This window comes from Cellulosimicrobium sp. SL-1, assembly GCF_011033075.1.
Taxonomy (GTDB): Bacteria; Actinomycetota; Actinomycetes; order Actinomycetales; family Cellulomonadaceae; genus Cellulosimicrobium; species Cellulosimicrobium funkei.
This window is the reverse complement of sequence record NZ_JAACJC010000003.1, coordinates 139,965-166,214: the sequence shown is the minus strand read 5'-3', so window position 1 is coordinate 166,214 and position 26,250 is coordinate 139,965. Positions and strand designations below refer to the sequence as shown.

The 26,250-nt window shown below is 75.6% G+C and carries 24 protein-coding genes; 15 read left to right on the top strand and 9 right to left on the bottom strand.

The annotated features are described in order from the left end of the window. Positions 1–25: 25 nt before the first annotated feature. Complete coding sequence (locus GWJ10_RS05425; RefSeq protein WP_021483279.1) at positions 26–742, top strand: hypothetical protein; 717 nt, start codon at positions 26–28, stop codon at positions 740–742. Positions 743–828: 86 nt separating this feature from the next. Here GWJ10_RS05425 and GWJ10_RS05420 read toward each other — a convergent pair whose 3' ends face one another. The 3 genes from GWJ10_RS05420 to GWJ10_RS05410 all read right to left on the bottom strand — a co-directional run bounded on the left by GWJ10_RS05420 (position 829) and on the right by GWJ10_RS05410 (position 4,364). Further along, positions 829–1,650 (bottom strand): RNA methyltransferase, encoded by an 822-nt coding sequence (locus GWJ10_RS05420; protein WP_346773824.1) that lies wholly within the window; start codon positions 1,648–1,650, stop codon positions 829–831. Positions 1,651–1,652: 2 nt separating this feature from the next. Then, entirely contained in the window at positions 1,653–3,128 is a 1,476-nt protein-coding gene (locus GWJ10_RS05415) for an NAD-dependent malic enzyme (protein ID WP_163185862.1), read from the bottom strand. A 414-nt stretch (positions 3,129–3,542) separates the two neighbouring features. Beyond that, positions 3,543–4,364 (bottom strand): HAD-IB family hydrolase, encoded by an 822-nt coding sequence (locus tag GWJ10_RS05410; RefSeq protein WP_076403453.1) that lies wholly within the window; start codon positions 4,362–4,364, stop codon positions 3,543–3,545. Positions 4,365–4,505: 141 nt separating this feature from the next. Here GWJ10_RS05410 and GWJ10_RS05405 point away from each other — a divergent pair, with 141 nt between their 5' ends. From GWJ10_RS05405 to GWJ10_RS19775, 8 genes are all read left to right on the top strand, one after another. Next, positions 4,506–5,222, top strand: coding sequence for a pilus assembly protein FlpE (locus GWJ10_RS05405; RefSeq protein ID WP_163185859.1), 717 nt, complete (start codon positions 4,506–4,508; stop codon positions 5,220–5,222). 140 nt (positions 5,223–5,362) lie between these two features. Beyond that, complete coding sequence (locus GWJ10_RS05400) at positions 5,363–6,622, top strand: TadA family conjugal transfer-associated ATPase (protein WP_163186337.1); 1,260 nt, start codon at positions 5,363–5,365, stop codon at positions 6,620–6,622. 67 nt (positions 6,623–6,689) lie between these two features. Next, on the top strand, positions 6,690–7,340 hold the full coding sequence (locus tag GWJ10_RS05395) for a hypothetical protein (RefSeq protein ID WP_163185857.1): 651 nt from the start codon (positions 6,690–6,692) through the stop codon (positions 7,338–7,340). A gap of 43 nt (positions 7,341–7,383) precedes the next feature. After that, on the top strand, positions 7,384–7,983 hold the full coding sequence (locus GWJ10_RS05390; RefSeq protein ID WP_163185855.1) for a type II secretion system F family protein: 600 nt from the start codon (positions 7,384–7,386) through the stop codon (positions 7,981–7,983). Positions 7,984–8,084: 101 nt separating this feature from the next. Beyond that, positions 8,085–8,888 carry an aminoglycoside 3'-phosphotransferase gene (locus GWJ10_RS05385; protein ID WP_163185853.1) on the top strand — a complete coding sequence of 268 codons (804 nt, stop codon included), beginning with the start codon at positions 8,085–8,087 and terminating at the stop codon, positions 8,886–8,888. Positions 8,889–9,243: 355 nt separating this feature from the next. Further along, entirely contained in the window at positions 9,244–9,450 is a 207-nt protein-coding gene (locus GWJ10_RS05380; RefSeq protein ID WP_043655695.1) for a DUF4244 domain-containing protein, read from the top strand. Between the two features lie 4 nt (positions 9,451–9,454). Then, the gene (locus GWJ10_RS05375; protein ID WP_241005680.1) at positions 9,455–9,844 is read left to right on the top strand and encodes a TadE family type IV pilus minor pilin; all 390 of its coding nucleotides are present in this window, start codon (positions 9,455–9,457) and stop codon (positions 9,842–9,844) included. Positions 9,845–10,077: 233 nt separating this feature from the next. Further along, a complete protein-coding gene (locus tag GWJ10_RS19775; RefSeq protein WP_163185851.1) occupies positions 10,078–10,446 on the top strand; it encodes an Rv3654c family TadE-like protein in 369 nt (122 codons plus the stop codon). A gap of 208 nt (positions 10,447–10,654) precedes the next feature. Here GWJ10_RS19775 and GWJ10_RS05365 read toward each other — a convergent pair whose 3' ends face one another. After that, on the bottom strand, positions 10,655–13,216 hold the full coding sequence (locus tag GWJ10_RS05365) for a DEAD/DEAH box helicase (RefSeq protein WP_241005679.1): 2,562 nt from the start codon (positions 13,214–13,216) through the stop codon (positions 10,655–10,657). 100 nt (positions 13,217–13,316) lie between these two features. Here GWJ10_RS05365 and GWJ10_RS05360 point away from each other — a divergent pair, with 100 nt between their 5' ends. Beyond that, entirely contained in the window at positions 13,317–13,964 is a 648-nt protein-coding gene (locus GWJ10_RS05360) for a hypothetical protein (RefSeq protein ID WP_076403448.1), read from the top strand. A gap of 106 nt (positions 13,965–14,070) precedes the next feature. Here GWJ10_RS05360 and GWJ10_RS05355 read toward each other — a convergent pair whose 3' ends face one another. Continuing rightward, a complete protein-coding gene (locus tag GWJ10_RS05355; RefSeq protein ID WP_076403446.1) occupies positions 14,071–15,441 on the bottom strand; it encodes a M18 family aminopeptidase in 1,371 nt (456 codons plus the stop codon). A gap of 90 nt (positions 15,442–15,531) precedes the next feature. Between GWJ10_RS05355 and GWJ10_RS19770 the strand changes: the two genes are divergently transcribed. Beyond that, positions 15,532–16,287: an alpha/beta hydrolase gene (locus GWJ10_RS19770; RefSeq protein WP_240949205.1), complete on the top strand. Its 756-nt coding sequence runs from the start codon at positions 15,532–15,534 to the stop codon at positions 16,285–16,287. Positions 16,288–16,393: 106 nt separating this feature from the next. Here the strand turns inward: GWJ10_RS19770 and GWJ10_RS05345 are convergent, their stop codons facing one another. Beyond that, a complete protein-coding gene (locus GWJ10_RS05345) occupies positions 16,394–17,818 on the bottom strand; it encodes a hypothetical protein (RefSeq protein ID WP_163185847.1) in 1,425 nt (474 codons plus the stop codon). Further along, the gene (locus tag GWJ10_RS05340) at positions 17,815–18,534 is read right to left on the bottom strand and encodes a sigma-70 family RNA polymerase sigma factor (protein ID WP_163185846.1); all 720 of its coding nucleotides are present in this window, start codon (positions 18,532–18,534) and stop codon (positions 17,815–17,817) included. The genes GWJ10_RS05345 and GWJ10_RS05340 overlap by 4 nt, the downstream gene beginning before the upstream one ends. Positions 18,535–18,586: 52 nt before the next feature. Here GWJ10_RS05340 and GWJ10_RS05335 point away from each other — a divergent pair, with 52 nt between their 5' ends. Then, positions 18,587–20,902 (top strand): sodium-translocating pyrophosphatase, encoded by a 2,316-nt coding sequence (locus tag GWJ10_RS05335; protein ID WP_163185845.1) that lies wholly within the window; start codon positions 18,587–18,589, stop codon positions 20,900–20,902. 66 nt (positions 20,903–20,968) lie between these two features. Here the strand turns inward: GWJ10_RS05335 and GWJ10_RS05330 are convergent, their stop codons facing one another. Together GWJ10_RS05330 and GWJ10_RS05325 are read right to left on the bottom strand one after the other, a co-directional pair. Next, positions 20,969–23,266 carry a glycoside hydrolase family 3 N-terminal domain-containing protein gene (locus GWJ10_RS05330; RefSeq protein WP_241005678.1) on the bottom strand — a complete coding sequence of 766 codons (2,298 nt, stop codon included), beginning with the start codon at positions 23,264–23,266 and terminating at the stop codon, positions 20,969–20,971. 123 nt (positions 23,267–23,389) lie between these two features. After that, a complete protein-coding gene (locus GWJ10_RS05325; protein ID WP_163185844.1) occupies positions 23,390–24,025 on the bottom strand; it encodes a TetR family transcriptional regulator in 636 nt (211 codons plus the stop codon). Between the two features lie 95 nt (positions 24,026–24,120). On the opposite strand from GWJ10_RS05325, the gene GWJ10_RS05320 reads away from it, so the two are divergent. The 3 genes from GWJ10_RS05320 (at position 24,121) to GWJ10_RS05310 (ending at position 26,165) form a co-directional block, all read left to right on the top strand. Continuing rightward, on the top strand, positions 24,121–24,831 hold the full coding sequence (locus tag GWJ10_RS05320; RefSeq protein WP_021482095.1) for a DUF981 family protein: 711 nt from the start codon (positions 24,121–24,123) through the stop codon (positions 24,829–24,831). 83 nt (positions 24,832–24,914) lie between these two features. After that, positions 24,915–25,526: a hypothetical protein gene (locus GWJ10_RS05315; RefSeq protein ID WP_163185843.1), complete on the top strand. Its 612-nt coding sequence runs from the start codon at positions 24,915–24,917 to the stop codon at positions 25,524–25,526. Between the two features lie 108 nt (positions 25,527–25,634). Continuing rightward, positions 25,635–26,165 carry a hypothetical protein gene (locus GWJ10_RS05310; RefSeq protein WP_143310993.1) on the top strand — a complete coding sequence of 177 codons (531 nt, stop codon included), beginning with the start codon at positions 25,635–25,637 and terminating at the stop codon, positions 26,163–26,165. Positions 26,166–26,250: the final 85 nt, after the last annotated feature.

Genomic DNA, 26,250 nt, shown 5'->3' with positions numbered 1-26,250 from the left:
GCACCACACGTCATCGGAGGAAGTCATGTCGCTCGTGAGAGACATCGTCAAGCAGTTCGACAACAGCGACGAGCTCGCGCAGACGCAGCGCGAGGTCGTGGAGTCGCTCGCCCGGCTCGGCGAGACGAAGGCCGAGCTGTTCGAGGCGAAGATCCAGGAGTCGCTCCGCGGGGCGGGAGGCACGAACTCGACCGTGCCCATCACGTCCATCCTCGCGTCCAAGAAGGAGGTGCACGCCTTCACGTCCACGTCGACGGAGCACCTCGCCGACACCGTGAAGTCGTCGCTCAAGTCGTTCGTCTCGGGGACGGCGGACAGCATCATCGACGGGGTGGGCGGCCTCATCTCCGAGGCCCTCACCGTGTTCCTCGGCGGCGCGTCGGCGTCGACGGGCACGATGGAGGAGTACTACGTCGTGACCGAGGGCCTGTCCATCGTCCGGGTCGACCTCAAGGCGTGGTACCTCAACGTCTCGGCCCGCGGCATCTACGAGAAGATGGAGCGCATCAGCGCGTTCGTCGCGGTCAAGTCCACGGTGGACCTGACGAAGATCGACTTCAACACGTTCCTGTACCTCTACCAGAACCAGCTGACCGCGGCTCACCTCGACAAGAACCAGGTCAAGCAGGCGCTGCAGGAGGCGAAGGAGATCTACCAGGAGTTCAACGGGGCCGGCCTGCGCACGCAGGCGGTGCACCACATCACCCGGGCCCCGGGCAGCACGGCGCCGCGCTCGTCCTGACGCGGGGACGACGGCGGGTGCGGCGCCCCCCCCCCGGGACGCCGCACCCGCCGTCGGGCGTGCGCCGACCGCCGCCGTGCGTGCCGTCAGCGCGCCCGGCGCTGGCGCACGGCCTCGTACAGCACGACCGTCGTCGCGCTCGCGGCGTTGAGCGAGCTCGCCGAGCCGAGCATGGGGATGCTCACCATGACGTCGCACGCCTCGCGCCAGCCCGCGCTGAGCCCGGTGGTCTCGTTGCCCGTGACGACGAGCGTCGGGCCCGTGAGGTCGTGGTCGGCGAGCTCGACGTCGCCGTGCTCGTCGGTCCCGACCAGGGTCAGCGGGGCCCCGGAGGAGCGCTGCGCGGCGACCCAGTCGAGGACGTCGCGCCCCGCGGGGACGCGGACGGTCGGGACGGAGAAGATCGAGCCGGTGCTCGCGCGCACGGCGCGCGGGTCGTACGGGTCGGCCGCGTGCCCGGCGACGACGAGCCCGCTCCCGCCGAACGCGTCGAGCGACCGCGCGACGGTCCCCACGTTGCCCGGGCTCGTGGGTCGGTCGAGCACGACGCCGAGGAAGTCGGCGTCCACGGTGCCGCCGCCGATCCGGCCCAGGTCGTCGGGCGGCGTCGCGACGACGGCGAGGAGCTCGGGCGTCTCGTCCTCCTTGCCGCCGAGCTCGCGCAGGAGCGCGGACGACACGGCGAACCGCTGTGCGCGGACCCGGTCGAGCATCGTGTGGGCCCACGACGACAGCGACCGGTCGGCGTCGACGAGCCACGTCCGCACGGTCCACCCGGACTCGACGGCGAGCGTGATGGGCCGGACCCCCTGGACGACCATCTCGCCCGCCCGGTGCCGCTTCGTGCGGTTGGTGAGCAGGGCCTCCCACTGCTGGAACGCCGCGTTGCGGGTCGTGACGCGCTGCACGCTCAGGCCTCCGGGGCGGTGGTGGTCGGGGCGGACGTCGTGGTCGCGACGCGCGGGAGGCCGCCGGTCAGCGCGGGAGGCTCGGCGACGCCGTCCTCGCGCGCGGCGCGCTCGACCGCCGCGGCGACGAGCGTCGTCACCTCCGGGTTGAACACGCTCGGGATGATGTAGGTCGGGTTGAGCTGGTCCTCGTGGATCGCGGACGCGAGCGCGCGGGCGGCGGCGAGCAGCATCGCGTCGGTGATCCGGTGCGACCGCGCGTCGAGCAGGCCGCGGAACACGCCCGGGAACGCGAGCACGTTGTTGATCTGGTTCGCGAAGTCGGAGCGCCCGGTGCCGACGATGGCCGCGTGCTCCGCCGCCTCGACCGGGTCGACCTCGGGCCGCGGGTTCGCCATCGCGAACACGATGGCGTCGGGGGCCATGCGCGCGACGTCGTCGCCGGTGAGGACGTCCGGCGCGGAGACGCCGATGAACACGTCCGCGTCGACGACGGCCCCGCGCAGCGTGCCGGTGACGCGCCGCGGGTTCGTGTTGACCGCGGTCCACGCGAGGGACGGGGACAGGCCGGGGCGGCCCGGGTGCACGACGCCCTCGATGTCCGCGACGACGACGTCGTGCGCGCCCGCCGCGAGGAGCAGCTTGAGCACCGCGGTCCCGGCCGCACCCGCGCCCGAGAGGACGATGCGCACGTCGGGCAGCTGCTTGCCCACGACCTTGAGCGCGTTGGTCAGCGCGGCGAGCGCCACGATGGCGGTGCCGTGCTGGTCGTCGTGGAACACGGGGATGTCGAGCTCGGCCCGCAGCCGTGCCTCGATCTCGAAGCACCGGGGGGCCGAGATGTCCTCGAGGTTGATGCCCGCGAACACGGGCGCGATCGCCTTGACCGTCCGCACGATCTCGTCGACGTCGGTCGTGTCGAGCGCGATGGGGAACGCGTCGATGTCGGCGAACCGCTTGAACAGGGCCGCCTTGCCCTCCATGACGGGCAGTGACGCGAGCGGGCCGATGTCGCCCAGCCCGAGCACGGCCGACCCGTCGGTGACCACCGCGATGGTGTTGCGCTTGATCGTCAGGCGGCGGGCGTCGTCGGGCTTGGCGGCGATGGCCTCGCACACGCGCGCGACGCCCGGTGTGTAGATCATCGACAGGTCGTCGCGGTTGCGGATCGGCACCTTGGACTCGATCTTCAGCTTGCCGCCCAGGTGCAGCAGGAACGTGCGGTCGGAGACGCGGTCCACGACGACGCCCGGGAGCGCGCGCAGCGCCTCGACGATCTGCCCGGCGTGCTCCTCGCCGCGCGTCGCGACCGTGACGTCGACGGTGATGCGCTCGTGGCCCGACGCCGTCACGTCCAGGGCGGTGACGATGCCCCCGGTGTGCTCGATCGCCGTCGTCAGCTCGCTCACGGCGGTGGGGCGGGCCTCGACCTGGAGGCGGGCGGTGATGGAGGAGGAGACACTCGGCGCTGACGTCATGGGCCCCAGTATCGCCCGGCCGGCGGGCCGCGACGCGGGAACGGGGCGCGTGAGCCCGGACACGACGACGGCGCCCTCGCGGACGCCGTGGTCGCCAGCGGCGGCGGTGAACAGGCGCGCTCGCTCCAAGTCGCTGCAACGGGTCGGGGGCCGTCGTGGCCTGGTCCGTCCCGGTCAGCGCGTCCTTCGGTGGACTGCCCTGCGCGTGGGTACCGCCGCGGTGCTGTTGTCCCTCCATCACAGCCCGCCGGGGCGACGGGCGCAAGCGCTCCGGGGGTTCTTCCACATCGTGTTCTACCGGGGTTCGAACACGCCGGTGCGGTTGGTCCGGGAGGTCCGGATCGGGCCCTTCGGCGGTCGTCCGCGGGGGCCGGACGGGCGGGTCAGCCGCGCGGGCGGCGACGCTGAAGAGGGTCAGCCGCGCGAGCGGCGGCGCCAGGCCCGCCACACGAGCCACCCGACGACGCCGAGCCCGACGAGGCCTGCGGCGGCGAGCACCGGCGTCGGCGCGGCGAGCTGCGAGCGCAGGGCGACGGGCCGCGAGAACGTCAGCGCGCCCCACCCGTGCTCGGCGGCGAGACGACGCAGCGTCCGGTCGGGGTTGACGACGAACGCGTGGCCGACGGCGCCCAGCATCGGCGCGTCGGTCACGGAGTCCGAGTACGCGTAGCTCGCCGCCAGGTCGTAGCCCTCGCGCTCCGCGAGCTCGCGCAGGGCGACGGCCTTGTTCTCGCCGTACGCGTAGAAGTCGATCGCGCCGGTGTAGCGCCCGCCCTCGACGGCCATCCGGGACGAGATGGCGTGGTCGGCCCCGAGCACCGCGGCGATGGGCTCCACCACCTCGCTCCCCGAGGCGGAGACGATGACGACGTCGTGCCCGTGCTCGTGGTGCGACTCGATGAGCTCGACCGCCTCCGCGTACACGACCGGGTCGATGTGCTCGTGGAGCGTCTCCTCGACGATGCGAGAGACGGTCGCGACGTCCCAGCCGGTCACGAGGTTCGACAGGTGCGCGCGCATGCGCTCCGTCTGGTCCGCGTCGGCCCCGCCCACCATGAACAGGAAGTGCGCGTACGCGCTGCGCAGCACGTCCCCGCGGTTGATGAGCCCGCCCGCGAAGAACGGCCGCGAGAACGCCGCGGCCGACGACGTCGCGATGATCGTCTTGTCCAGGTCGAAGAACGCGGCGACCCGGCCGGCGCGCGGCGGGTCCGTCGGGTCCGGGAGCGGGGTCACGGTCGCGAGCCTAGCGGCGGAACGTGGCCGTCCCCAGGAGCGCTCGCCGACCGGCCCGTCCCCAGGGCGGGTCGGGGGCCGACGGCGGCCCTCGCCCAGAGGGCACGATGGTCCCCGGTCGACGGAGGGCGGGGGAGCGCGATGGACGGAGCGGTCGTGGCGGTGGTCGGTGCGCGCGGCGGGGCGGGGGCGAGCGTCGTCGCCGCGTCGTTGGCCCGGGCGGTCGCGCGGCGGCGCGCGCCGACGTGCCTGGTCGACCTCTCCCTCGTGGGCGGGGGCCTCGACGTCCTGCTCGGTGTCGAGCAGGACCCGGGCGTGCGCTGGCCGGACCTCGCCGACGCGCGGGGCCGGCTCGACGGCGACGACCTCCTTGCGCGCCTGCCCCGCTGGGGCACCGTGCCGGTCGTCAGCACCGAGCGCGGCGGAGGCCCGGAGCAGGCGGCGCTCGCCGACGTCGTCGCCGCGCTCGCCGAGGCCACGGCGGCGAGGTCCGGGGTGCTCGTGCTCGACGCCGACCGTGCGGCCCTCGGGGCGGGTGCGGCCGGGGCGTCGCTGCTCGAGGCGTGCGACGAGGTGCTCCTCGTGACCCCGCTCGACGTCGCCGGGGTCGCGGGCGCCGCTGCGGTGCGCGACCGTCTGCCGGGCCGGGCCGCCCTCGTCGCGCGCGGCCCCGCACCCGGTCGGCTCTCGCCGCCCGAGGTGGCCGCCGCGGTCGGGCTCGACGTCGCCGCCACCGCCGGGTGGGACCGTGCGCTCGCCGGCGCGGTCGAGCGGGGGCACGGACCGTGCGTCGGGCGCGGGCCGGTCGTCCGGGCCGGTCGCGAGCTCGCCGCGCGCTACCTCGGGCCCGCCCGGTGAGCGCGCGGGAGGCGCGTGCACCGCGCGGCGGGCGTGGTCGTGACGGGGGTGCCACGGACGGGGCGCAGCGCCGTGGGGAGGCGCCGCCGCGTGCCGAGCGCGGCCGGGTCGCCCTGCTCGACGGCGTCCGGGACCGCCTCGTGCGGTCGGGCGACGAGCCGGGCGGCGCCACCGAGGCGCTCGGCGACGCGGCCGTCGCGGACGCGCTGCGGGCGTCGGGCCGGGTGCTCGGCACGACCGCGCTGCGCGAGCTGACCCGGACCGCCCACGCGGAGATCTTCGGGGCCGGGCCGCTCCAGCGGTACCTCGACGAGCCCGGCGTGACGGACGTGCTCGTCAACGGGCCCGACGACGTGTGGGTCGACCGCGGCGCCGGTCTCGAGCGGGTCGAGGTCGCGCTCGGCGGCCCCGAGGCGGTGCGGGCGCTCGCGGTGCGCCTCGCCGCGGCGGGCGGGCAGCGGCTCGACGACGCGTCGCCCGTCGTCGACGCCCGCCTTCCGGACGGGACCCGGTTGCACGCCGTCGTCGCGCCCGTGTGCGCGACGGGGGCCGTCGTCTCGCTGCGCGTCCTGCGGACCCGGACGTTCCGGCTCGACGACCTCGTGGCGGGCGGCACCGTCCCGCACGCGTGGGAGCCGGTGCTGCGCGGCCTCGTCGCGCGGCGCGCGAACGTCCTCGTCTCCGGCGGTACCGGCACCGGCAAGACGACGCTCCTCGCCGCCCTCCTCGCGCTCGTCCCGCCCGACGAGCGGGTCGTCTGCGTCGAGGAGGCGCGCGAGCTCGACCCGGACCACCCCCACGTCGTCCCGCTCACCGCGAGGCGTCCCAACGTCGAGGGCGCGGGCGGCGTGGACCTCGCCGACCTCGTGCGCGCCGCGCTACGCATGCGGCCCGACCGCATCGTGCTCGGCGAGTGCCGCGGGCCGGAGGTCCGCGAGGTGCTCATGGCGCTCAACACGGGCCACGACGGCGGCCTCGCGACGATCCACGCCAACGACGTCGAGGTGGTCCCCGCCCGGCTGGAGGCGCTCGCGGCGCTCGCAGGTATGGACCGGGCCGCCGTCGCCGCGCAGGCCGCGGGCGGCCTCGATGTCGTGCTGCACCTGCGCCGCGTCCGCAGCGCGGGCACGACCCGGCGCGTCCTCGCGCAGCTCGGCGTCGTGCGGCAGGACGAGCGCGGCGCGCTGCGCGTGGACGTCGCGGGGTCGTGGGACGGGACCGTCGTGCCGCCGGGCGGTGGGTCGCCCTGCGGCGGGTCGACGGTAGGCGGGTCGCCGGGCGGCGGGTCGCCGGGCGGCGGGTCGACGGGAGACGGGTCGCCGGGCGGCGGGTCGACGGGCGCGGCGGGGCCGGTCGCGGGACCGGCGTGGGACGAGCTCGTGGGGCGGTGGTCCGCATGACGCGACGACGTGCCGGGAGTCTCCGCGCCGGTGCGGCCCGGACGGTGCGCGGCGGGGGAGTGCGCGCATGACGGTCCTCGTGGGTCTCCTCGTCGGTGCCGCGGTCTGGTGCGCCACGGCCCGGGGCGGTCGGTCGGCGCGCAGGGTCGTCGGTCGGTCGGCGTCGCGCGGCGTGCGGTGGTCCGTCCTGCGCCGCCCGGCCCGACCGCAAGCGGTGCCCGAGCTCGTGCGCGTCGTCGTGACGCAGGTCGGGGCGCTCCTGCGGTCCGGAGCCGCGCCGGGTGTCGCGTGGGGTCGTGCGGTCGGGGTCCGGGTCGACGGCGGGGGTGTCCCGCGGGTCGCGGACCTCGCGCCGCACGTCGGCGGCCCGGCGACGGCGCGTGCCCTCGTCGCGGCGTGCCGGCTGGCCGCGGAGCTCGGTGCGCCGCTCGCGACCGTGCTCGACGAGGTCGCCGCGTCTGTGGCCGCGGACGCCGAGGCGCGGGCCGAGCGGGAGGCGGCGCTCGCCGGACCGCGCGCGACCGCCCGCGTGCTGCTCTGGCTCCCGGTCGTCGGGGTCCTGCTCGGCTACGTGCTGGGCGCCGACCCGCTCGCCACCGCGACCGACGGCGGCCTCGGGACGGCGGGCGTGCTCCTCGGGGTCCTGCTGCTCGTCGCGGGCCGCACGTGGTCAGCTCGGCTCGTCGAGCGGGCGCGCACCGCAGGGGACGACGGGTGATCGCGCGGCGCGCGGCGCGGCCCGCCCGGGAAGGAGAGCACCGGTGACCCTCGTCCTCGTGGCGCTCTGCGTCCTGGCGGCCGCGGCGCCGTGGTGGTCCGCGCGCACCGAGGTCGGACGGCGCCTCGTCGCCGTCGGGCGGGCAGCGCCCGGGCCCGACGATCCCGCCGACGGCCCGGGCGGCCGACGGCGCCGGGATGACGACCGCGAACCCGGCATCGAGACCGGGGTGCTCCTCGAGCTGCTCGCGGCCGCCGTCGGGTCGGGGGCGGCGATCCCGCGAGCGCTCGACGTCGTCGGGTCGTGCGTCGGGGGCCGCGACGGTGCGGGGCTGCGCGCCGCCGGCGCGGCGCTCCTCCTCGGGGCGTCGTGGGACGGTGCCTGGGCGGGTGCACCGCCGAGGCTCGGGGTCGTGCAGCGCGCGCTGCGGCCCGCGTGGCTGCACGGCGCCGCTCCGGCGTCGTCGCTGCGGGCAGCGGCCGGGGCGTCGCGCCAGGACCGGACCGGAGCGGCCAAGGCTGCCGCGGCACGGCTCGCCGTGCACCTCGTGCTCCCGCTCGGCGCGTGCTTCCTGCCCGCGTTCGTGCTCGTCGGGCTGCTGCCCGTCCTCGTCTCCCTCGGGGCGGGTCTGCTCTCCGGATAGGCGTCGGAGGTCCGGAGGCAGAGGCGGCCGTCGGTGTTGTTTTCGGGCCGGCGCCGGGGCCGGTGTCGGGTCGGGTCGAGTGGGGTCGCTACGGTGGCCGCATGGACCCGTCCCCTGTCTCCCATGTGCCTGCCGCGCTCCGGGACGACGCCTGGCGGGACGTCGGGAGCGGCGAGTCCTCGGCCCGCGTGCTCGTCAGCGCGGACGGCGCACGGCACGCCAAGGTCGTGGGCCCGGACCAGGCGGCCGACCTGGCGGACGAACGGGACCGCGCGCTCTGGGCGGCTGCCCACGGGATCGCCGTCCCCGAGGTGCTGGCGTGGGAGGACACCGGGGAGCAGGCCGTCCTCGTGACGCGCACGGTGCCGGGCGTGCCCGCTGACACAGTCCGCCCCGACCAGGTCGACCGCGCCTGGACGAGCGTCCTCGCGGCGGCGCGGACCCTCCACGACCTCTCCGTGGCCGACTGCCCGTTCGACCGGAGCCTCGACGCCATGGTCGCCCTCGCCCGCGACGTGGTCGACGGCGGCCGCGTGCACCCGGAGTTCCTGCGGCCGGAGCAGGAGACCCGTGACCCCGCGGACCTCCTCGCGGAGCTCCTCGCCGAGCTGCCGTGGCGGCGGGAGCAGCAGGCGACGGACCTCGTGGTCTGCCACGGCGACCTGTGCCTGCCCAACGTCCTGCTCGACCCCGAGACGCTGGAGCTCCGGGGGTTCGTCGACGTCGGGCGGCTCGGGGTCGCCGACCGGCACGCCGACCTCTCCCTCCTCCTGGCGAACGCCCAGGACACCTGGCCGGAGCACGTGCGTGCCCTGGAAGAGTCACTCGCGCCGCGCTACGGGTCCCCGGTCGACCCCGGCAGGCTCCGCTTCCACCTCGAGCTCGACCCGCTCACCTGGGGCTGACCGCGCCCCGGTTGGCTGGGGCTGGTCTATCGACCCGTCGCCGGGGGTGCTGCTCGCGCGACCTGACGACGGGTGCTGATCGTGCGACGGGTTGCCGGTGGCTCGACCTGTTGACCGGATGCTGTTCGTGCGACGGAGTGCTAGCGGCTCGACCCGTCGACCGGGTGCTGATCGTGCGACGGAGTGCTGGTGGTCCGACCCGTCGACGCGGGCGGAGCGCGCGCTGCCGTGCACAGGTCGTCGTCTTGAGAGCCCCGTCCACCGACGCCCCGCGGTGGGGTGCGGCAGGAGTGCAGGTCCCGGCAGAGTCTCCCCGACCGCCCGCACGACGTGGGCCACACGAGGGGAGCCGGAGATGACACGACAGCCGCGACGCGCGTTCGCGCGCCTGACGGGGACGAGCACGGGGCAGGACGGCGAGGCGGGTCTCGCGACGGCGGAGTACGCCATCGCGACGGTCGCGGCCGCGGGCTTCGCCGGGCTGCTCATCGTCGTGCTGAAGAGCGGCGAGGTGCGCGAGATGCTGCTCGGCATCGTGCGCAGCGCGCTCTCGCTGGGCTGAGCCCGTGCGACGGGACGCCGGGGCGGAGAACCGCCGGCTGAGGGGCCGGGTCCGTCAGGGCGGAGAGCGTGGTGCGGTCACGGCCGAGCTCGCGGTCGCCCTGCCGGCGGTCGTCCTGGTGCTCGTCGTGGTCCTCACCCTCGCCGCGGCGGCGGGCGCCCAGATGCGCTCCGCCGACGCGGCGAGGGCCGCCGCCCGGGCGGTGGCCATCGGTGAGGACGACGCGACCGTGCGCGCGACCGCGCTCCGGGTCGCCGGAGCCGGCGCGACGGTCGGCGTGCTGCGCGGCGACCCGTGGGTCGAGGTGCGCGTCACGACGCCCGTCGTGGGCGGGTGGCTCGCCGGGTCGCCGTTGCGCGCGAGCGGCGCGGCCGTCGCATGGGCCGAGCCGTGATCGCGGCGCGGCCTCCGGGGGGACGGTGCACCGAGACCGAGACCGAGACCGAGACCGAGACCGAGACCGAGACCGAGACGGAGACCGAGACGGAGACCGAGACCGAGACCGAGACCGAGACGGAGACCGAGACCGGGACCGAGACCGGGACCGGTGCCGAGACTCGGGCCGGAAGCGGGATCGAGACCGCGATCGGGACCGAGGCCGACGGCCGGCCGGGTGCGAGGCCGGGGGTGGCCGTGCACCTCGACGTCGAGCACGGAGCAGGCACGGTGCTGGTGCTCGGGGTCGTCGCGGCGGTCCTCGTACTGGCGCTCGCGCTCGCCGGGCTCGCGCAGGCGCAGGCGGCGCGTGGCACGGCGCAGACCGGAGCCGACCTCGCGGCGCTCGCGGCGGCGACGGCAGTCCGCGACGGGTGGGAACCCTGCGGCCGGGCGCGCGAGGCCGCGGCGCGCAACCGGGCCGTGGTCGTCGCGTGCACGGAGCAGGGCGCCGGGGTCGTCCGGGTGGACGTCGAGTCGAGAGCCGGCGTGACGTTCCTCGGCGCCACGCTCGGCCGCGCGACCGCCGCCGCACGGGCCGGCCCGGCGAGCGCGCGATGAACGGCCGCCACCGTCTGCTCCGGCTCGGCACACGCGAGAGGCCGGCGCTCCTGACACGGGCCGGCGAGGGCGCGACGAGGGTCCGCGACCGGCACGGTCAGCGGTCCGCCGGGTCGTGCGAGCGGAGCGTGACCTGGGGAGAGCGGCCCTTCGCGCGGCGGGAGCGACCGGACGGCACCAGGCCTCGACCTTGCGGAGGTGCCGTGCCCTATCGCGGGAGACCTGCGGTCCGCCCCGCGGCATCGGCGTCGGTGTCGGCCTCGGTCGCGGCGGCCGGGGCATACGCCAGCACGGCGTCGAGCAGCCGGACGGCGGCGGCCTTCTCGAGCGGGGCGTTGTACGACCCGCACTTGGGCGACTGCACGCACGCCGGGCAGCCGTCGTGGCACGGGCAGCGGGCGATGGCGTCGCGCGTCGCGCGGAGCCAGGTCGCGCCGAGCTCGAACCCGCGCTCGGCGAAGCCGGCCCCGCCGGGGTAGGCGTCGTGGACGAACACGGTGGCCTCGCCGGTGTCGGCGTGCAGCGCGGTCGACACGCCGCCGAGGTCCCAGCGGTCGCACGTCGCGAGGAGGGGGAGCAGACCGATCGACGCGTGCTCGGCGGCGTGCAGCGCACCGGGCAGCTCGTCGGCGTCGACGCCCGCCTCCTCGATCACGGAGGCGGGGACGGTCCACCAGACGGCCATCGTCGGCAGCGTGCGCTCGGGAAGATCGAGGGTCTCCGTGCCGAGGACCTGCATGTCGAGGAGGCGGCGGCGCTGGAAGCTCACCACCTGGGAGCACACGTCGACCGGGCCGTAGCCCCAGCCGACCGGACCCCAGCTGCGCTCGACGACCTCGCGGCCCGTCGCGACGTCCCCGTCCGTGGGCTCGTCGACGATCGTGATGGACGTGGTCGACCGGGACCACGTGCCGTGGTCGACGTCCTGCCGACGCACGAGCGCGACGTGGTCCGCGAGGTCGAGGTGCTCGACGACGTAGGTGCGGCCCTGGTGGACGTACACGGCGCCGTCGTGCACGGAGCCGTCCGCGGAGGCGGCGTCGACGGTCCCGAGCAGCCGGCCGGTGCGCGCCTCGGCGACCCGGACGGGCGCGCCGCCGGAGCCGCGCAGGTCGGTCATGCCCGACGCGGGCTGCGCGTGCGTCCAGTACCAGCCGGACGCCCGGCGGCGCAGGGCGCCGCGCGCGACGAGCACGTCGAGCAGGCCGCGCACGACGTCGGGCACGCCGAACGCGGCGAGGTCCTCGGAGCGCAGCGGGACCTCCGCCGCCGCCGCGCACAGGTGCGGCGCGAGGACGTAGGGGTTCGCGGGGTCGAACACGGTCGCCTCGAGCGGCGCGTCGAACACCGCCTCGGGGTGGTGCACGAGGAACGTGTCGAGCGGGTCCTCGCGCGCGACGAACGCGACGAGGCCGTCGGCGCCCGCCCTCCCGGCGCGGCCCGCCTGCTGCCAGACCGACATGCGGGTGCCGGGCCAGCCGGCGATGAGGACGGCGTCGAGCCCCGAGATGTCGACGCCCAGCTCGAGCGCGTTGGTCGTCGCGAGGCCGAGCACGTCGCCGGTGCGCACCGCGTCCTCGAGCTCACGCCTCTCCTCGGGCAGGTAGCCGCCGCGGTAGGCGGCGACGCGGCGCACGAGCCGGGGGTCGACGACGCGCACGCTGTCCTGCGTCTGGACCGCGACGGACTCCGCGCCGCGGCGCGAGCGCGTGAACGCGAGCGTGCGGGCGCCCGCGATGACGAGGTCGGCGAGCAGGTCGGCCGTCTCGGCGGTGGCGCTGCGGCGGGGGTGCTCCGGCCCCTCGGCGGGCGTCGCGACCGCCGGGTCGTCGTCGTGGCCCTCCGCGGGCCCGTCGTCCGCGGACGCCTCGAAGCCCACCACGACGGGCGGCTCCCACAGGGCGAACGTCTTGCGCCCCGCGGGGGAGGTGTCGCGCGCGACGGTCACGACGTCGTCGGGCTCGACGCCGACGAGCCGTGCCGCGCTCGTCGCCGGGTCGGCGGTCGTCGCCGACGCGACGACGAACGCCGGAGGCCGGTCGCCCTCGCGCGCGTAGTGCGCCGCGAGCCGGCGCAGGCGCCGCAGGACGAGGGAGACGTGCGCGCCGAACACCCCCCGGTAGGCGTGCCCCTCGTCCACGACGACGTACCGCAGGTCCCGCAGCAGCCGCGTCCAGCCGCGGTGGTGCGGCAGGAGCGCGAAGTGCAGGAAGTCCGGGTTGGTGAGCACGACGTCGGCGTGCTCGCGCACCCACCGGCGCTCGTCCTGCCCGGTGTCGCCGTCGCACGTCGCGACCCGCACGTCGCGCGTCCCGGCGGCGTCGAGGAGGCGCTGGAGCCCGGAGAGCTGGTCGGCCGCGAGCGCCTTCGTGGGCGAGAGGTAGAGCACGGCGCCGCGCCGTGCGACCGACTCGATGCGGCCGGGGTCGAGCACGCGCGCCGCGGCGTCGGCGCGCACGGCCGTGAGCGCCGGGAGCCAGAACGCGAGCGACTTGCCCGAGCCCGTGGAGGTCGCGAGCGCGACGTGCCGGCCCGACCACGCGGCGTCGGCCGCCTCGACCTGGTGCTCCCAGGGGCGCTCCACGCCGAGCGCGCGGTACCCGGCGACGAGCGACGCGTCGGCCCACGCGGGCCACTCGCCCTGGGTGCCGGGGCGCGCGGGCAGCTCGCGCACGTGCCGCAGCCGCTCGTCGCGCCGTCCGCCCGCGCGCAGCACGTCGAGCAGCGTCGCGCTCGTCGGTCGCGGGGAGGTGGTGGGGGCGTGCAGCACGTCTCCGAGTGTCCCACCTCGGGCCCACGGTTCGGCCGAGGGCCGCGCTCGGGACCTCCGGCCCTCGCGCGGGGAGGGGCGCACGGCCGACGATCGACGCATGGCAGCGTGGCGTGGGATCCGGGTCCTGACGACGACGGCGCTCGCCGCCGGGGCGCTCCTGCTCACCCGGCGCATGACCCAGACGTGGGGCACCTGGGAGGGCGAGCACGAGTGCGTGCTCCCCGGCGACGACCTCGTCCCCGACGCGCGCGCCGTCGTCGCGACGCGGGCCGTGACGGTCGGCGCGCCGCCGGCCGACGTCTGGCCGTGGCTCGTCCAGCTCGGTCAGGGGCGCGGCGGCTTCTACTCCTACGACGCGCTCGAGAACCTGGTCGGCCTGGGCATCCGCAGCGCGGAGTCGATCGAGGAGCGCTGGCAGGGCCTCGCCGTGGGCGACGACGTCCACCTGGCCGACGAGGCCGTCCTCCGGGTCGCGGCGCTCGAGCCGGGCTCTCACCTCGTGCTGCTCGGCGCGCCGGGGCCAGGGCAGCCGGACACCATGCCGTTCCGGTTCTCGTGGGCGTTCGTCGTGCGACCGCTGCCGCCGGGGTCGGACGGCACCCCGCGGTCGCGCCTGCTCGTCCGCGAGCGGTATCTGCCGCTGGGCGCCGCGGGCCGCGCGGTCGTCGAGGCGGTGCAGCCGGTGAGCTTCCTCATGACGCAGAAGATGCTGCGCGGCGTCCGCGCCCGCGCCGAGCGCCCCTGACGGGCGCGACCAGGCGATCGCGGCTGCCCGACCAGGCGGTCTTGGTCCGTCCCGCGCCCAGGACGAACCAGAACCGCCTGCTCGGCCGGTGGGGTGGGCGGGAGACTCAGCCTTGGAAGATCTTGAGCACCGCACGCGAGAGGTACCACGGGTCCACGACGGCGGTGAGCTCGCGCGCGGAGTGCATCGAGAGGATGGGGACCCCGACGTCGACCGTGCGGATGCCGAGGCGGGTCGCGGTGAGCGGCCCGATGGTCGAACCGCAGGGCACGGTGTTCTTCGAGACGAACTCCTGGCTCGGCACCCCGGCCCGGGCGCAGGCGCGCGCCCACGCCGCGGCGCCGTGCGCGTCGGTCGTGTAGCGCTGGTTCGCGTTGATCTTGAGGATCGGCCCGCCACCGGCGAGGGGACGGTTCGCGGGGTCGTGCCGCTCCGGGTAGTTGGGGTGCACCGAGTGGCCGACGTCGCTGGACACGCACAGCGACCCCGCGAGCTGGCGGTGCCGCTCCTCGTCCGTCGCGCCGAGGCCGGCCGCGACCCGGGCGAGCACGTCCGCGAGGAACGGGCCGGACGCGCCGGAGCGCGACTCCGACCCGATCTCCTCGTGGTCGAACGCGGCGAGCACGGGGATCGCAGCGCCCTCGACGGGCCGGTCGGGCGTGCCCGCGACCTCGAGCAGCGCGACGAGACCGGCGTGCACCGACAGCAGGTTGTCGAGCCGCCCGGACGCGAGGAACGCGTCGTGCGCGCCGAACACGCGGGGCGACTGGGTGTCGGCGACCACGACGTCGTACCCGGCGACCTCGCTCGCCCGCACGCCCGCGTGGTGCGCGAGCTCGGCGAGCACGTCCCCGCCGCTCGTCCCGTGCGGCGCGCCCGCGACGTCGGACCCGGCCGGACCCGACGCCGACGCGAGGCCCCACACGGGCTGCGTGTGCTGCTGCTTGTCGAGCGTGAGCCCGTCGTTCGCGGCGCGGTCGAGGTGGATCGCGAGCTGCGGGATGCGCAGCAGGGGGCCCGTGCGCACGAGGTGCTCCTCGCCGTCGGCCGTGACGAGGCGACCGGCGAGCTCGAGCTCGCGGTCGAGCCACGAGTTGAGCAGCGGGCCGCCGTAGATCTCCACGCCCGCCTGCCACCAGCCCTCGCGGCCGACGCTCGGGCGCGGCTTGAGCTTGAAGCCGGGCGAGTCGGTGTGGGCGCCGAGGATCGCGAACGGCGTGGTCGCCGTCGCGCCCGCGGGCACGGCCCAGGCGATCACCGCGCCGTCGCGCACGACGACGTACCGCCCGCCCGCGGGCCCGTCGCCCTCGGTCACCGACGGCCAGGCCGCGGTCTCGTCCAGGCGCTCGAAGCCGACGGCCTCGAGCCGGCGCGCGACCTCGTGCGCCGCGTGGTACGACGACGGGGACGCCTCGACGAACGTCGCGAGGTCGTGCGCGTGGGCGAGGGCGCGGTCGTGGAGGGTCGGGTCGGTCACGGGGGTGCTGGGCGTCGACACAGGCTCCACCCTACGCACGCCCAGGAGCGCTCCGTAGGGTGGTCGCGCACCGCGAGAGAGGGAGTCCGCATGACCTGGGTCGTCCTGCCGGGCCTGGCGCTCACGCCCGAGGACTTCGCCCCGCTCGCGCGCGCCCTCGGCACCGCGTCCGGCACCGACGACGTCCGCGTCCTCGACGCGTGGCGCGTGCCCGTGACGGGACCGGTCGACGTGGTGCGGGAGGGCCTGGGCGTCGACGGGTCGCGGCCCGTGGACCTCGTGGGGCACTCCGTCGGCGGACTCACCGCGATCGAGTGGGCGCTGCGGCACCCGGACGAGGTCCGCCGGCTCGTGCTCCTCGACCCGACGAGCCCGTGGGAGGCCCATCTCCCGGCCCTGCACACGGGACGGGTCACGGCCCGGGCCGGCACCGCGGCGGCGGGCGTGCTCGCGACCGGGCTCGCCGTGACGGGCGCGACCCTGCGCCGCGTGGGCGTCCGGGTCGTCACGCGCGCCCCGGACCGCCTCCCGCACGACGTCGCGCACGCCCGCTACGGCTCGCGCGAGGCGTGGACGCTGCTCGCCCACCAGTGGTTCGCGAGCTGGGAGCAGGCGCCGCGCGTGCGCGACCTGCTCGACGACGGCCGCCGTCTGCCCGCGGGCGCCGAGCCGCTGCTCGTCACCGGGCTGCGGGCGAGCGCCCGGTTCCTGCGCGCGCAGCGCGAGCTGTCGGACCGGCTCGGGGTCCCGCGGGTCGGGCTCGCGGGGGAAGGCCACCTCTACCCGCTCACCCGGCCCGACGCCGTCGCGCGCCTCGCAGTGGACGCCGACGCGCGCCGTCCGTGAGGCCGGACGGCCGCGCCGTCGCGCCCGCCCGGCGACGGAGCGGGCGACCCCGCTCCGTCGCCGGACGCCCGTCGCCGACCATGGGGACGAGTCGGACCGCCGGTTCTCACCGGACGACGAACGTCGCCTGCTCCGACACCAGCCAGCCCTGGAAGAGCGGTGCACCTCCGGCCGTCTGCGTGGCGCCCCACGAGCCGTCCTTCTGGAGCAGGCTGTACGACGTGATGGTCCAGGGCAGGAGCCCCTGATAGGTGTACGTGCCGGGAGTCAGCATCTGACCCGTGGCGGCGCCGTCGCCACAGTGGATCTCGGCGGAGTACTCGAACGGCACCGGCGTCTCGGTCCCGTCGACCATCGTCCGGAGGTCGGCCGCCATGCGCGAGCTCGACCTCGTGGAGCTGACGATCGTCCCGTCGCGCAGCACGACGTAGGCGTTCGCCGCGGCCGGGAAGGTGGCTTCGGCCCGGGCGAGAGAGTCCCCGTAGAGCATCGAACCCGTGCTCCGGGGACTGGTCGTCCCGACCTCGATGTTGCCGGGCAGCGCGAGGTACGCCAGGAGCGAGGTGGACGGCGCGGGCGCGGGCATACCGCACTCCAGGTCGGCGGAGGTGGGGCCGGCCGGGAACGCCCTGGTCGGCCCGTCGGCCGCGTGCTCGAGGCCGTCGGGACCCTCGGGCTCCGTCTCCTCCTCGCCCGCGGGTTCGACGACGAACGGCACGGTCGCGGAGACCAGCCAGCCGTCGAACAGCGGGTCGACGCCCGCCGCGCCCGGCGTCTCGGCGCCCGGCTCCGTCGTCGCGGAGGACACCGTCCAGGGCACGATGACGGCGAGCTCGTACTCGCCCGGCAGGAGCGAAAGGGACTCGACCGTGCCCAGCGGGGGGCAGGCCGCGAGCGAGTCGACGGCGATGGTGAGCGGCACCTCCGACCCGCTCGTCAGGCTCGTCGGCACGCGGTCGTCCGGGACGCGGGGCAGCGCCGAGGTGCTGGAGACGACGATCCCGTCCTGGACGAGGACGTACCCGGCGCGCGCTGCGGGATCGAGCACGGTCACGTCCGCCCCGTCCGTGACCCGAAGCGTCGCAGCGACGTCCACGAGCATGGTCGAGCGGACCGTGGGACGGGAGGTCTCGACGGAGACGGTGGCGAGCAGGTCGGGACCCGTCGCGGCCGGTGCCGGGTTCCCGCACCGGAGCTGCTCCGTCGTCACGGGCGCGGGGAGCTCGATCGAGGGCGTCGGAGCGGGGTCCGTCGGCGTCGGCGTCCCTGTCGGGTCGGGGCTCGGGGCGGGCGCGGGCATGAGGGGCTCCGGGCTGCGGTCCCACGCCGCCGTGACACCGACGCCGCCGAGGACCAGCACGAGAGCGGCGGCAGTACCGACGAGCCCGGCGCGGCGGCGGCGGACACGCCGTACCGCGCTGTGCAGGCGCTGACCGGCGACCGCGTCGTCGGTCGTGGGCTGCACCGCGTCCGCGGCGGAGCGCAGCGCCCGCTCGAGGTCGAAGGGCTCGTCGGTGATGGGCCGGTTCATCGCGCACCTCGCAGGTTCTTCACGGTCAGGTCGTCGTCGTCGGTCGCTCGGACCGGCCCGAGCCGGGCCGCGAGCTTGGTGGTCGCGTCGCTGAGGTACCGCTTGGCGGTCCCTTCGGTGATCCCGAGCTGCGCGGCGACGTCGCGGACGGGCAGGTCGCTGAAGTACCGCAGGACGACGCACGCGCGCTCCCGCGGCGAGAGCGTGGTCAGCGCCTCCAGGATGTCGAGGCGCACCTCGGGAAGGGCCGGCCCGTCCACCTCGGGGCGCGGGCCGAGGAGGTGGCGCACGCCGTCCCACCGCTTGCGACGGCGGGTCCCGTCGACGTACGCCGTGAGGATCGTCCGGCGGACGTAGCTCTCGGCGAGCTGGAAGTCCGTCGCCGCCCGCCCGCGGCGAAAGGTCCGGAACAGAGCTTCCTGGACGAGGTCCTCCGCCTCTGCGGCGTGCCCCGTGAGCAGGAAGGCGTACCCCACGAGCGCCCTCCGCCGGGTGCGGACGATCTCGTCCAGCACCGTTTCCCAACGCGCCATCGCGCATGCCTCCCTGCCTGTCGTGAACACCGTCGCCCCTCTCAACGCCCGCCGCGAGAGTTCGGTTGGGGCCACATCCTGACTTTCACCCGACCGCGCGCCGGAGTCGGGCGAAAGACGCGCTCGTGACGTCCTGCACGAGTGGTCGTGACGTACGACACACGTGCGTAGACTCACCCCCATCGCTCCGGCAGGGGACCGGCGCGACGGTCGCGCGGTTCGTCAAGGAGGACGGATGCTCACGCTCGGTACGGAAAGTCTCACCATCGTCGCGGTCATCGCGGCGATCGCCCTCGTGGCCCTCGCCTTCGCGGTCGTGCTGCGCAGACAGGTCCTCGCCGCGGACGAGGGCACGGCGAAGATGCAGGACATCGCCCAGGCGGTGCAGGAGGGCGCCGGCGCGTACCTGAGCCGCCAGTTCCGCACGCTCGCGCTGTTCGCGGCGATCGTCTTCGGACTCCTGTTCCTGCTGCCGGGCGACGGCGGCATCCGCGTGGGGCGCTCGGTCGCGTTCCTCGTGGGCGCGGGTTTCTCGGCCGCGATCGGCTACCTCGGGATGTGGCTCGCGGTGCGCGCGAACGTGCGCGTCGCGTCGGCCGCGACCCGGCCGGGCGGACGCTCGGAGGGCGCGCGCATCGCGTTCCGGACGGGCGGCGTCGTCGGCATGTCGGTCGTCGGCCTCGGCCTGCTCGGCGCCGCGGGCGTCGTGCTCGTCTACAAGGGCGACGCCCCGGCGGTGCTCGAGGGCTTCGGGTTCGGCGCCGCGCTGCTCGCGATGTTCATGCGCGTCGGCGGCGGCATCTTCACCAAGGCGGCGGACGTCGGCGCGGACCTCGTCGGCAAGGTCGAGCAGGGCATCCCCGAGGACGACCCGCGCAACGCCGCGACCATCGCGGACAACGTGGGCGACAACGTCGGCGACTGCGCGGGCATGGCGGCCGACCTGTTCGAGTCGTACGCGGTGACGCTCGTCGCGGCGCTCATCCTCGGCAAGGCTGCGATGGGCGAGGAGGGCCTGGTGTTCCCGCTCGTCGTGACGGCACTGGGCGCGCTCGTCGCGGCGCTCGGCGTGTTCATCACGCGCGTGCGCGGCCAGGAGAACGGCCTCAAGGCCATCTACCGCGGGTTCTACCTCTCGGCGCTCATCGGCGCGGTGCTCGCCGCCGTCGCCGCGTTCGTCTACCTGCCGTCGTCGTTCGCCGCGCTCGACGGCACGGCCGACCTCGGCGAGCTGTCCGGGATCGCGGCCGACCCGCGCGTCGTCGCGAGCCTCGCCGTCGTCATCGGGATCGTCCTCGCGGGCATCATCCTGTGGATCACGGGCTACTTCACCGGCACGACGTCGAAGCCCACCCTGCACGTCGCGGCCACCTCGCGCACGGGCGCGGCGACGGTCGTGCTGTCCGGCATCGGGGTCGGGTTCGAGTCGGCCGTGTACACGGCGGGCGTGATCGCCGCGGCGATCTGCGGCCTGTTCCTCCTCGCAGGCGGGTCGGTGTGGCTCGCGCTGTTCCTCGTCGCCCTCGCCGGGTGCGGGCTGCTGACGACGGTCGGCGTCATCGTCGCGATGGACACGTTCGGTCCCGTCTCCGACAACGCCCAGGGGATCTACGAGATGTCGGTCGGCGAGTCGGGCGACGGCGACGCGGAGGCCGCGCAGATCCTCACGGACCTCGACGCGGTGGGCAACACGACGAAGGCGATCACCAAGGGCATCGCGATCACGACGGCCGTCCTCGCGGCGACCGCCCTGTTCGGGTCGTACGCCGACGCCGTGAGCCACGCGCTCGCGGACGTGCAGGGCGTCGGGAGCGGTCTCGTCACGGCGATGCTCGACTACCAGATCATCTCGCCCATCACGCTCGTGGGCGTGATCCTCGGTGCCGCGACGGTCTTCCTCTTCTCGGGTCTCGCGATCGACGCGGTGACGCGCGCGGCGGGGGCGATCGTGTTCGAGGTGCGCCGCCAGTTCCGCGAGCACCCCGGGATCATGACGTTCCAGGAGCGCCCCGAGTACGGCCGGGTCGTCGACATCTGCACGCGCGACTCGCTGCGCGAGCTCGCGACCCCCGGCCTGCTCGCGGCGTTCGCGCCCATCGCCGTCGGCTTCGGCCTGGGCGTCGGGCCGCTGGCCGGCTTCCTCGCGGGCGCGATCGGCGCGGGCGTGCTCATGGCCGTGTTCCTCGCCAACTCGGGCGGGGCGTGGGACAACGCGAAGAAGATCGTCGAGGACGGCGCGTACGGGGGCAAGGGCTCGGAGGCGCACGCCGCGACCGTCATCGGCGACACGGTCGGCGACCCGTTCAAGGACACCGCCGGCCCGGCGATCAACCCGCTCATCAAGGTGATGAACCTCGTGTCGGTGCTCATCGCGCCCGCGGTCGTGCTCATGAGCGTGCCCGAGGACGCCAACCACGTCCTGCGCATCGCGATCGCGGTCGTCGCGGCCGCCATCGCGTTCGGCGCGGTGATCATGTCGCGGCTGCGGGCCGCGCGCGTCGACCGCGAGGAGTCCGCCGTCGAGCGGGAGCGCGTCGCGACGGGCGCCTGAGGCCCGGCCGCCGCAGACGACGGAGGGCGCCCGGGTCGACCCGGGCGCCCTCCGTCGTGCGCGGGACTAGCCCGCGACGGTGAACGACGCGCGCAGGAGCGCGTCCTCGCGCGACGACGGCCCGACGCGCAGCTCGAACGCGCCCGGCTCGACGACGCGGCGCCCGCGCGCGTCGACGAGCGTGCAGTCCGCCACGGGCACCTCGAGGCCGACGGTCGCCGACTCGCCCGGCGCGAGGTTCACCTTGCTGTAGGCCTTGAGCTCCTTCTCGGCCCACGTCACCGACGTGACGGTGTCGCTCACGTAGACCTGGACGGTCTCGCGCACCGGGCGCGACCCGGTGTTCGTCAGCGTGACCTCGGCGCGCACGACGTCGTCGGGCCCGTGCTCCGTGCCGAGCACCCGCAGGTCGGCGTACTCGACGCTGGTGTAGCTCAGGCCCTCGCCGAACGCGAACGCGGGGCTCTGCGTGAGGTCGGCGTAGCGGACGCCGTGCTGGCCGCGCACCACGTTGTAGTAGGTGGGCTGCTGGCCGGCGTGGCGTGCGAACGAGATCGGGAGCCGGCCCTCGGGCTCGATCAGCCCGAGCACGAGCTCGGCGACGGCCTGGCCGCCGCGCATCCCGGGGTTGGCCGCCCAGACGACCGCCGCCGCCGCGTGCGCCGACGGCGGCAGCACGAGCGGCTTCGACGCGACGACGACCACGACCACGGGGGTGCCGGTGGCGACGAGGGCGTCGAGCAGCGCGACCTGGCCGCCGACGAGCTCGAGCGTCGCGGTCGAGCGCCCCTCGCCCACGAGCTCGATGCGGTCGCCCACCACGGCGACGGCGAGGTCGGCGTCGCGCGCGGCGGCGACGGCCTCGGCGATCAGCGCGTCGTCGGGCGCGGCCGGGACGACGACCTGCGGCCGCGGCTGCCCGTCGGGGAACAGCTCGCCCTCGGGGTCGGGCGCGAGCGTGAGGATGTCGGCGCCGCGCGCGTGGGTCACGGCCCAGCCCTCCGGGGCGAGCGCGCGGAAGCCGTCGAGCACGGTCGTCGTCATCTCGCGCGGGTGGCCGTCGGGCAGCCAGTCGGCCTGGCCCGACGCGCCCGCCCAGTCGCCGAGCTGCGTGTGGTCGTCGTCCGCGTTCGGGCCGACGACGGCGATCCTCCGGGCGGGCGCCCCGGCCGGGGCGAGGGCCCGGCCGTCGGGCGTCCCGGCGTCGTGGTCGAGCCCGCCCGCGAACGGGAGGGTGCCGTCGTTGGTGAGGAGCACGAGGGAGCGGCGCGCGACCTCGAGGTTCACCGCGGCGTGCTCGGCCGACGCGATGACCGCCTGCTGGCGCGCGACGTCCGGGCGACGCGGGTCCTCGAACAGGCCGAGGCGGAACTTGAGCGTGAGGATGCGCCGGACGGCGGCGTCGATCGCCGCCTCCTCGACGAGGCCGCGGTCCACCGCCTCGAGCGCGCCCTCGAAGAAGCGCGGAGTCGTCATGACCATGTCGTTGCCGGCGCGCACGGCCGCGGCGGACGCGTGCACGTAGTCGGGCTGGATGTGCTGCTCCCAGACCATGCGGCCCACGTTGTCCCAGTCGGTGACGAGCGTGCCGGTGTACCCCCACTCGCCGCGCAGGACGTCGTCGAGCAGCCAGCCGTTCACGGTGACGGGCACGCCGTCCATGGACTGGTAGCCGAGCATGAACGTGGCGCAGCCCTCGCGCGCGACCCGCTCGAACGGGGGCAGGAACCAGGACCGGAGCTTGCGCTGCGAGATGTCGGCCTCGCTCGCGTCGCGCCCGCCCTGCGTCTCGGAGTAGCCCGCGAAGTGCTTCGCCGTAGCGAGGACGCCCGTCGGGTCGGACAGCCCGTCGCCCTGGTAGCCGCGGACCATCGCGGACGCGAGCTCGCCGATGAGGAACGGGTCCTCGCCGAACGTCTCGTCGACGCGGCCCCAGCGCAGGTCGCGGGCGATGCAGAGCACGGGGGAGAAGGTCCAGTGGACGCCGGTCGCGGCGACCTCGACCGCGGTCGCGCGCGCGACCTGCTCCACGAGCGCGGGGTCCCACGTCGCGGCCATGCCGAGCTGCGTGGGGAAGATCGTCGCGCCGACCCAGAACGAGTGGCCGTGGATGCAGTCCTCGGCGATCAGCAGGGGGATGCGCAGCCGCGTCCGCCCGGTGAGCTCGTGCGCGGCGAGGACGTTCTCCGGCGACGTGTGCAGCAGCGAGCCCGCGTGCTTCTCCAGCACCGCGGGGCCGACGCCGTCGCGCGCGTCGAGCTGGAGCATCTGTCCGACCTTCTCGGGCAGCGTCATGCGGGCGAGGAGGTCCTCGACGCGGTCGGCCACGGGCACGGCGGGGTCGAGGTAGGGCAGGGTGCTCAAGGACGGTCCTTCCACGGCGGCGGCGACGGCACCCGGCGGCGCCGCGGGTGCGGGCACGGCGTCGGCGGACCGGGCGCCGTCACTCTACCGGAAACCAAGTAACTGGTCAGTAAGTTTGCGCCGTCAGTGCCAGTGGTCGAGGAAGCGGGCGACGGTCCGCGTCGCGTGGTCGAGCACGTGACCGTCCTCCGCGGCGGCCCCCGAGAGCAGCGCCGCGTCCACGACGTGCGCGACGAGGTCGGTGTCGGTCACGTGCCCGTGGCCCGACGCGTCGAGCACCGTACGTGCCGCCGCCAGCAGGCGCGGGCGCGACGCGCGCATGATCGGCCGCAGCGCCGGGTCCCGCATGGCCGTGAGCATGGGGTCGAGGCGCACGTCGACCACCGAGTCGTCCACGTGCGGGGCGTACAGCGTCTCGATGAGCTCGCGCGCCGTCGCGGCGCTCGAGCGACGCCGGTGGGCGAGGGTGTCGGCGTGCTCCTGCGCGGCCGTCGCGCGCACGTCCTCCGCGGACTCGACGGCGGCGGCGACGAGCGAGGCGCTCGTCGGGAAGTAGTACGACGCCGACCCCTGCGGCACGCCCGCGGCGCGGGCGACCTGCCGGTGGGTCACGGCGGCGAAGCCCTGGTCGATGAGCAGGTGCGCGGCGGCGTCGACCATCGCGCGCTGTCGCTCCGCGCTGCGCCCCTGCACCGTGGTGCGCGCGCCCCGCGCGCCGCTCGTCGCCGACCGGTCCCGGGCACCCGCAGCGTCGTCCACGCGGCCATCGTAGTGAGGAATAACCTATACGTGCGTATGGTTATCGCCCTCGGACCGCGAGCGCGGCCCGTGGAACGAACGAGGAGTGGAGAAGGATGGTCGCCGCCGAGGGGCTCGTCATCGACTGGGCACAGATGCCCACCTACAACACCGTGATGTCCGTCGCCGTCGGCGCCGGGCTGATCCTGCTGGTCATGCTCGGCCGCGAGCTGCTGCGGGCGCCCGGGAAGATCGTCGTGGAGGGCTGGTCGCTCGCGTTCGGCGTGCTGGGCACGATCCTCACGGCGACCGGACTGCACATGACGCTCACGTGGCCGCTCGCCGCGGGCGGCTTCCCGTTCGACAACATCATCTTCGGCGAGACGAGCCTCGCGTTCGGCGTGCTGCTCCTCGCCGCCGCGTTCTACCTCTGGACGCGCGGCCGCGCCGCGCTCGAGCGGGCCGACGCCACCGAGCACCTGCAGGCCGTCGCGCGCCCCGTGTCGGTGTTCGTGCTCGGCATGGGCCTCGGTCTCGTCGCCATCGCGATCGCCGGCGTGACGTACCAGCTCTTCGCCGCGCCGCCGGAGGAGCCGATCTCCGGCGCGTTCGCCGCCTACCCGCTCGTCGAGGCGATCTTCATGTCCGGGCTCATCGCGCTCGTGGGCGTCGGCGCGATCCTCTTCCCGTTCGCGGTCCGCTCCGGGCGGCGCGTCGTGCGGGTCGTCATCGGGTGGGCCTGGGGCCTGTCCGGCGTCGCGTTCCTGCTGTTCGGCGCGATGAACTTCTTCACCCACATCGGCCTCATCGTCAACACGATGGGCTGACGCCGCGGCGACCCCGAGGACCCCGCCGGCCGACCAGGCCCGCGGGGTTCTTCGCGCCCGCGGGAGGCGTCATCATAGGGGCCATGCAATCACCGGTGCGCGCCGTGGCCCACGCCGCGGTCCTCGCCGTCGTCGCCGGGCTGTGCCTCGCCGTCGTCGCGAGCGGGGCGTTCGACGTCGTTGCCCTCCCGGGCGCAGCACCCGCCGCCGCACCGCCCCCGCCCGCCGCCCCCGCGGCGTCGTCCCCGGGTGCCGGGGACGGCGCGGACGACGGCGCGGCACCCGCCGACGGCACGGACCCCGACCCGTCGGACCCCACCGCGCCCGACGACGGCACGGACCCGGGGGCGGGCGCCGTCGACCCGGCGTGCCGGGAGGCGGAGGTCGCGTGGGGCGCGGCGGCCAAGGCGCAGGTCAACCTCACGGTCGACCACCCCGAGGCCCTCGTCGAGGGGTTCACCACCGCCCGCGACACGCTCGCCGGGGCCACCCCGCCCGTGGCGGTCGCGCGCGACTGGGCCGTCGTCACGACCTACCTCACGATGATCGCGGACGAGGTCGAGGCCACCGGCACGCGGGACACGGGCGAGCTGTCGCGGGCGATCGACCGTGTGGGGCGCCGGATCGACACGGCGGCGCTCACGTCGTCGTCCCGGGCGGTCACCGAGTACTTCCGGGCCGGCTGCGCGCGCTGACCGGCACGCGCCGGAACTTCACCCCGTGGCGATGGCCACATGGGGAGCGGTCCCCACTTCGACGTTTTGAGGGCGCGCGACGCGCGTCCGTGGGAAACCATGGGCGTCATGCGCACCCGACTGACGATCACCAAGACCACGACCGCCCTCGCGACGAGCGCCCTCCTCGTGCTCGGCCTGGCCGCCTGCGGTGGCTCCGGCGACGACGCGAGCACCGACTCGGAGACCACGCCGGCGGAGGAGACCAGCACGTCGGCCGAGGAGGAGACCACCCCGTCCGAGGAGCCCACCGAGGAGGAGTCCGGCGACACCGAGGCGTCGGGCGACTTCTGCACCGCCTACGACGCCCTGCTCGACGCCCAGACGACCCTGAGCTCGATCGACACGAGCGACCCGGCCGCCGCCGTGACGCAGTTCGAGACGTTCACGGCGTCGCTCGAGGCAGCCGAGGCCCCGGCCGAGATCAGCACCGACTGGGACAACGTCACGGGCGTCTTCCGCCAGCTCACGGACACGCTCGAGACCGCGGTCGCCGACCCGGCGAACGCGGACATCTCCTCGATCACGTCGCTCATGACGGACGAGACCTTCCAGACCTCGGCGCAGAACGTCGCGGTCTACGGCACGCAGAACTGCTGACGACGACCTCCCCCACGGACCCTCGGCACGCCTCGGCGAGCCGGGGGTCCGTCGCGTCCGGGGCGGCGCGGGCCCTCGGCAGCCG

Coding starts and splice junctions, on each gene's coding strand:
- GWJ10_RS05425 (WP_021483279.1), top strand. CDS start 26: ATGTCGCTCGTGAGAGACATCGTCAAGCAGTTCGACAACAGCGACGAG.
- GWJ10_RS05415 (WP_163185862.1), bottom strand. CDS start 3,128: ATGACGTCAGCGCCGAGTGTCTCCTCCTCCATCACCGCCCGCCTCCAG.
- GWJ10_RS05405 (WP_163185859.1), top strand. CDS start 4,506: ATGGACGGAGCGGTCGTGGCGGTGGTCGGTGCGCGCGGCGGGGCGGGG.
- GWJ10_RS05395 (WP_163185857.1), top strand. CDS start 6,690: ATGACGGTCCTCGTGGGTCTCCTCGTCGGTGCCGCGGTCTGGTGCGCC.
- GWJ10_RS05385 (WP_163185853.1), top strand. CDS start 8,085: ATGGACCCGTCCCCTGTCTCCCATGTGCCTGCCGCGCTCCGGGACGAC.
- GWJ10_RS05380 (WP_043655695.1), top strand. CDS start 9,244: ATGACACGACAGCCGCGACGCGCGTTCGCGCGCCTGACGGGGACGAGC.
- GWJ10_RS05360 (WP_076403448.1), top strand. CDS start 13,317: ATGGCAGCGTGGCGTGGGATCCGGGTCCTGACGACGACGGCGCTCGCC.
- GWJ10_RS19770 (WP_240949205.1), top strand. CDS start 15,532: ATGACCTGGGTCGTCCTGCCGGGCCTGGCGCTCACGCCCGAGGACTTC.
- GWJ10_RS05345 (WP_163185847.1), bottom strand. CDS start 17,818: ATGAACCGGCCCATCACCGACGAGCCCTTCGACCTCGAGCGGGCGCTG.
- GWJ10_RS05340 (WP_163185846.1), bottom strand. CDS start 18,534: ATGGGGGTGAGTCTACGCACGTGTGTCGTACGTCACGACCACTCGTGC.
- GWJ10_RS05335 (WP_163185845.1), top strand. CDS start 18,587: ATGCTCACGCTCGGTACGGAAAGTCTCACCATCGTCGCGGTCATCGCG.
- GWJ10_RS05320 (WP_021482095.1), top strand. CDS start 24,121: ATGGTCGCCGCCGAGGGGCTCGTCATCGACTGGGCACAGATGCCCACC.
- GWJ10_RS05315 (WP_163185843.1), top strand. CDS start 24,915: ATGCAATCACCGGTGCGCGCCGTGGCCCACGCCGCGGTCCTCGCCGTC.
- GWJ10_RS05310 (WP_143310993.1), top strand. CDS start 25,635: ATGCGCACCCGACTGACGATCACCAAGACCACGACCGCCCTCGCGACG.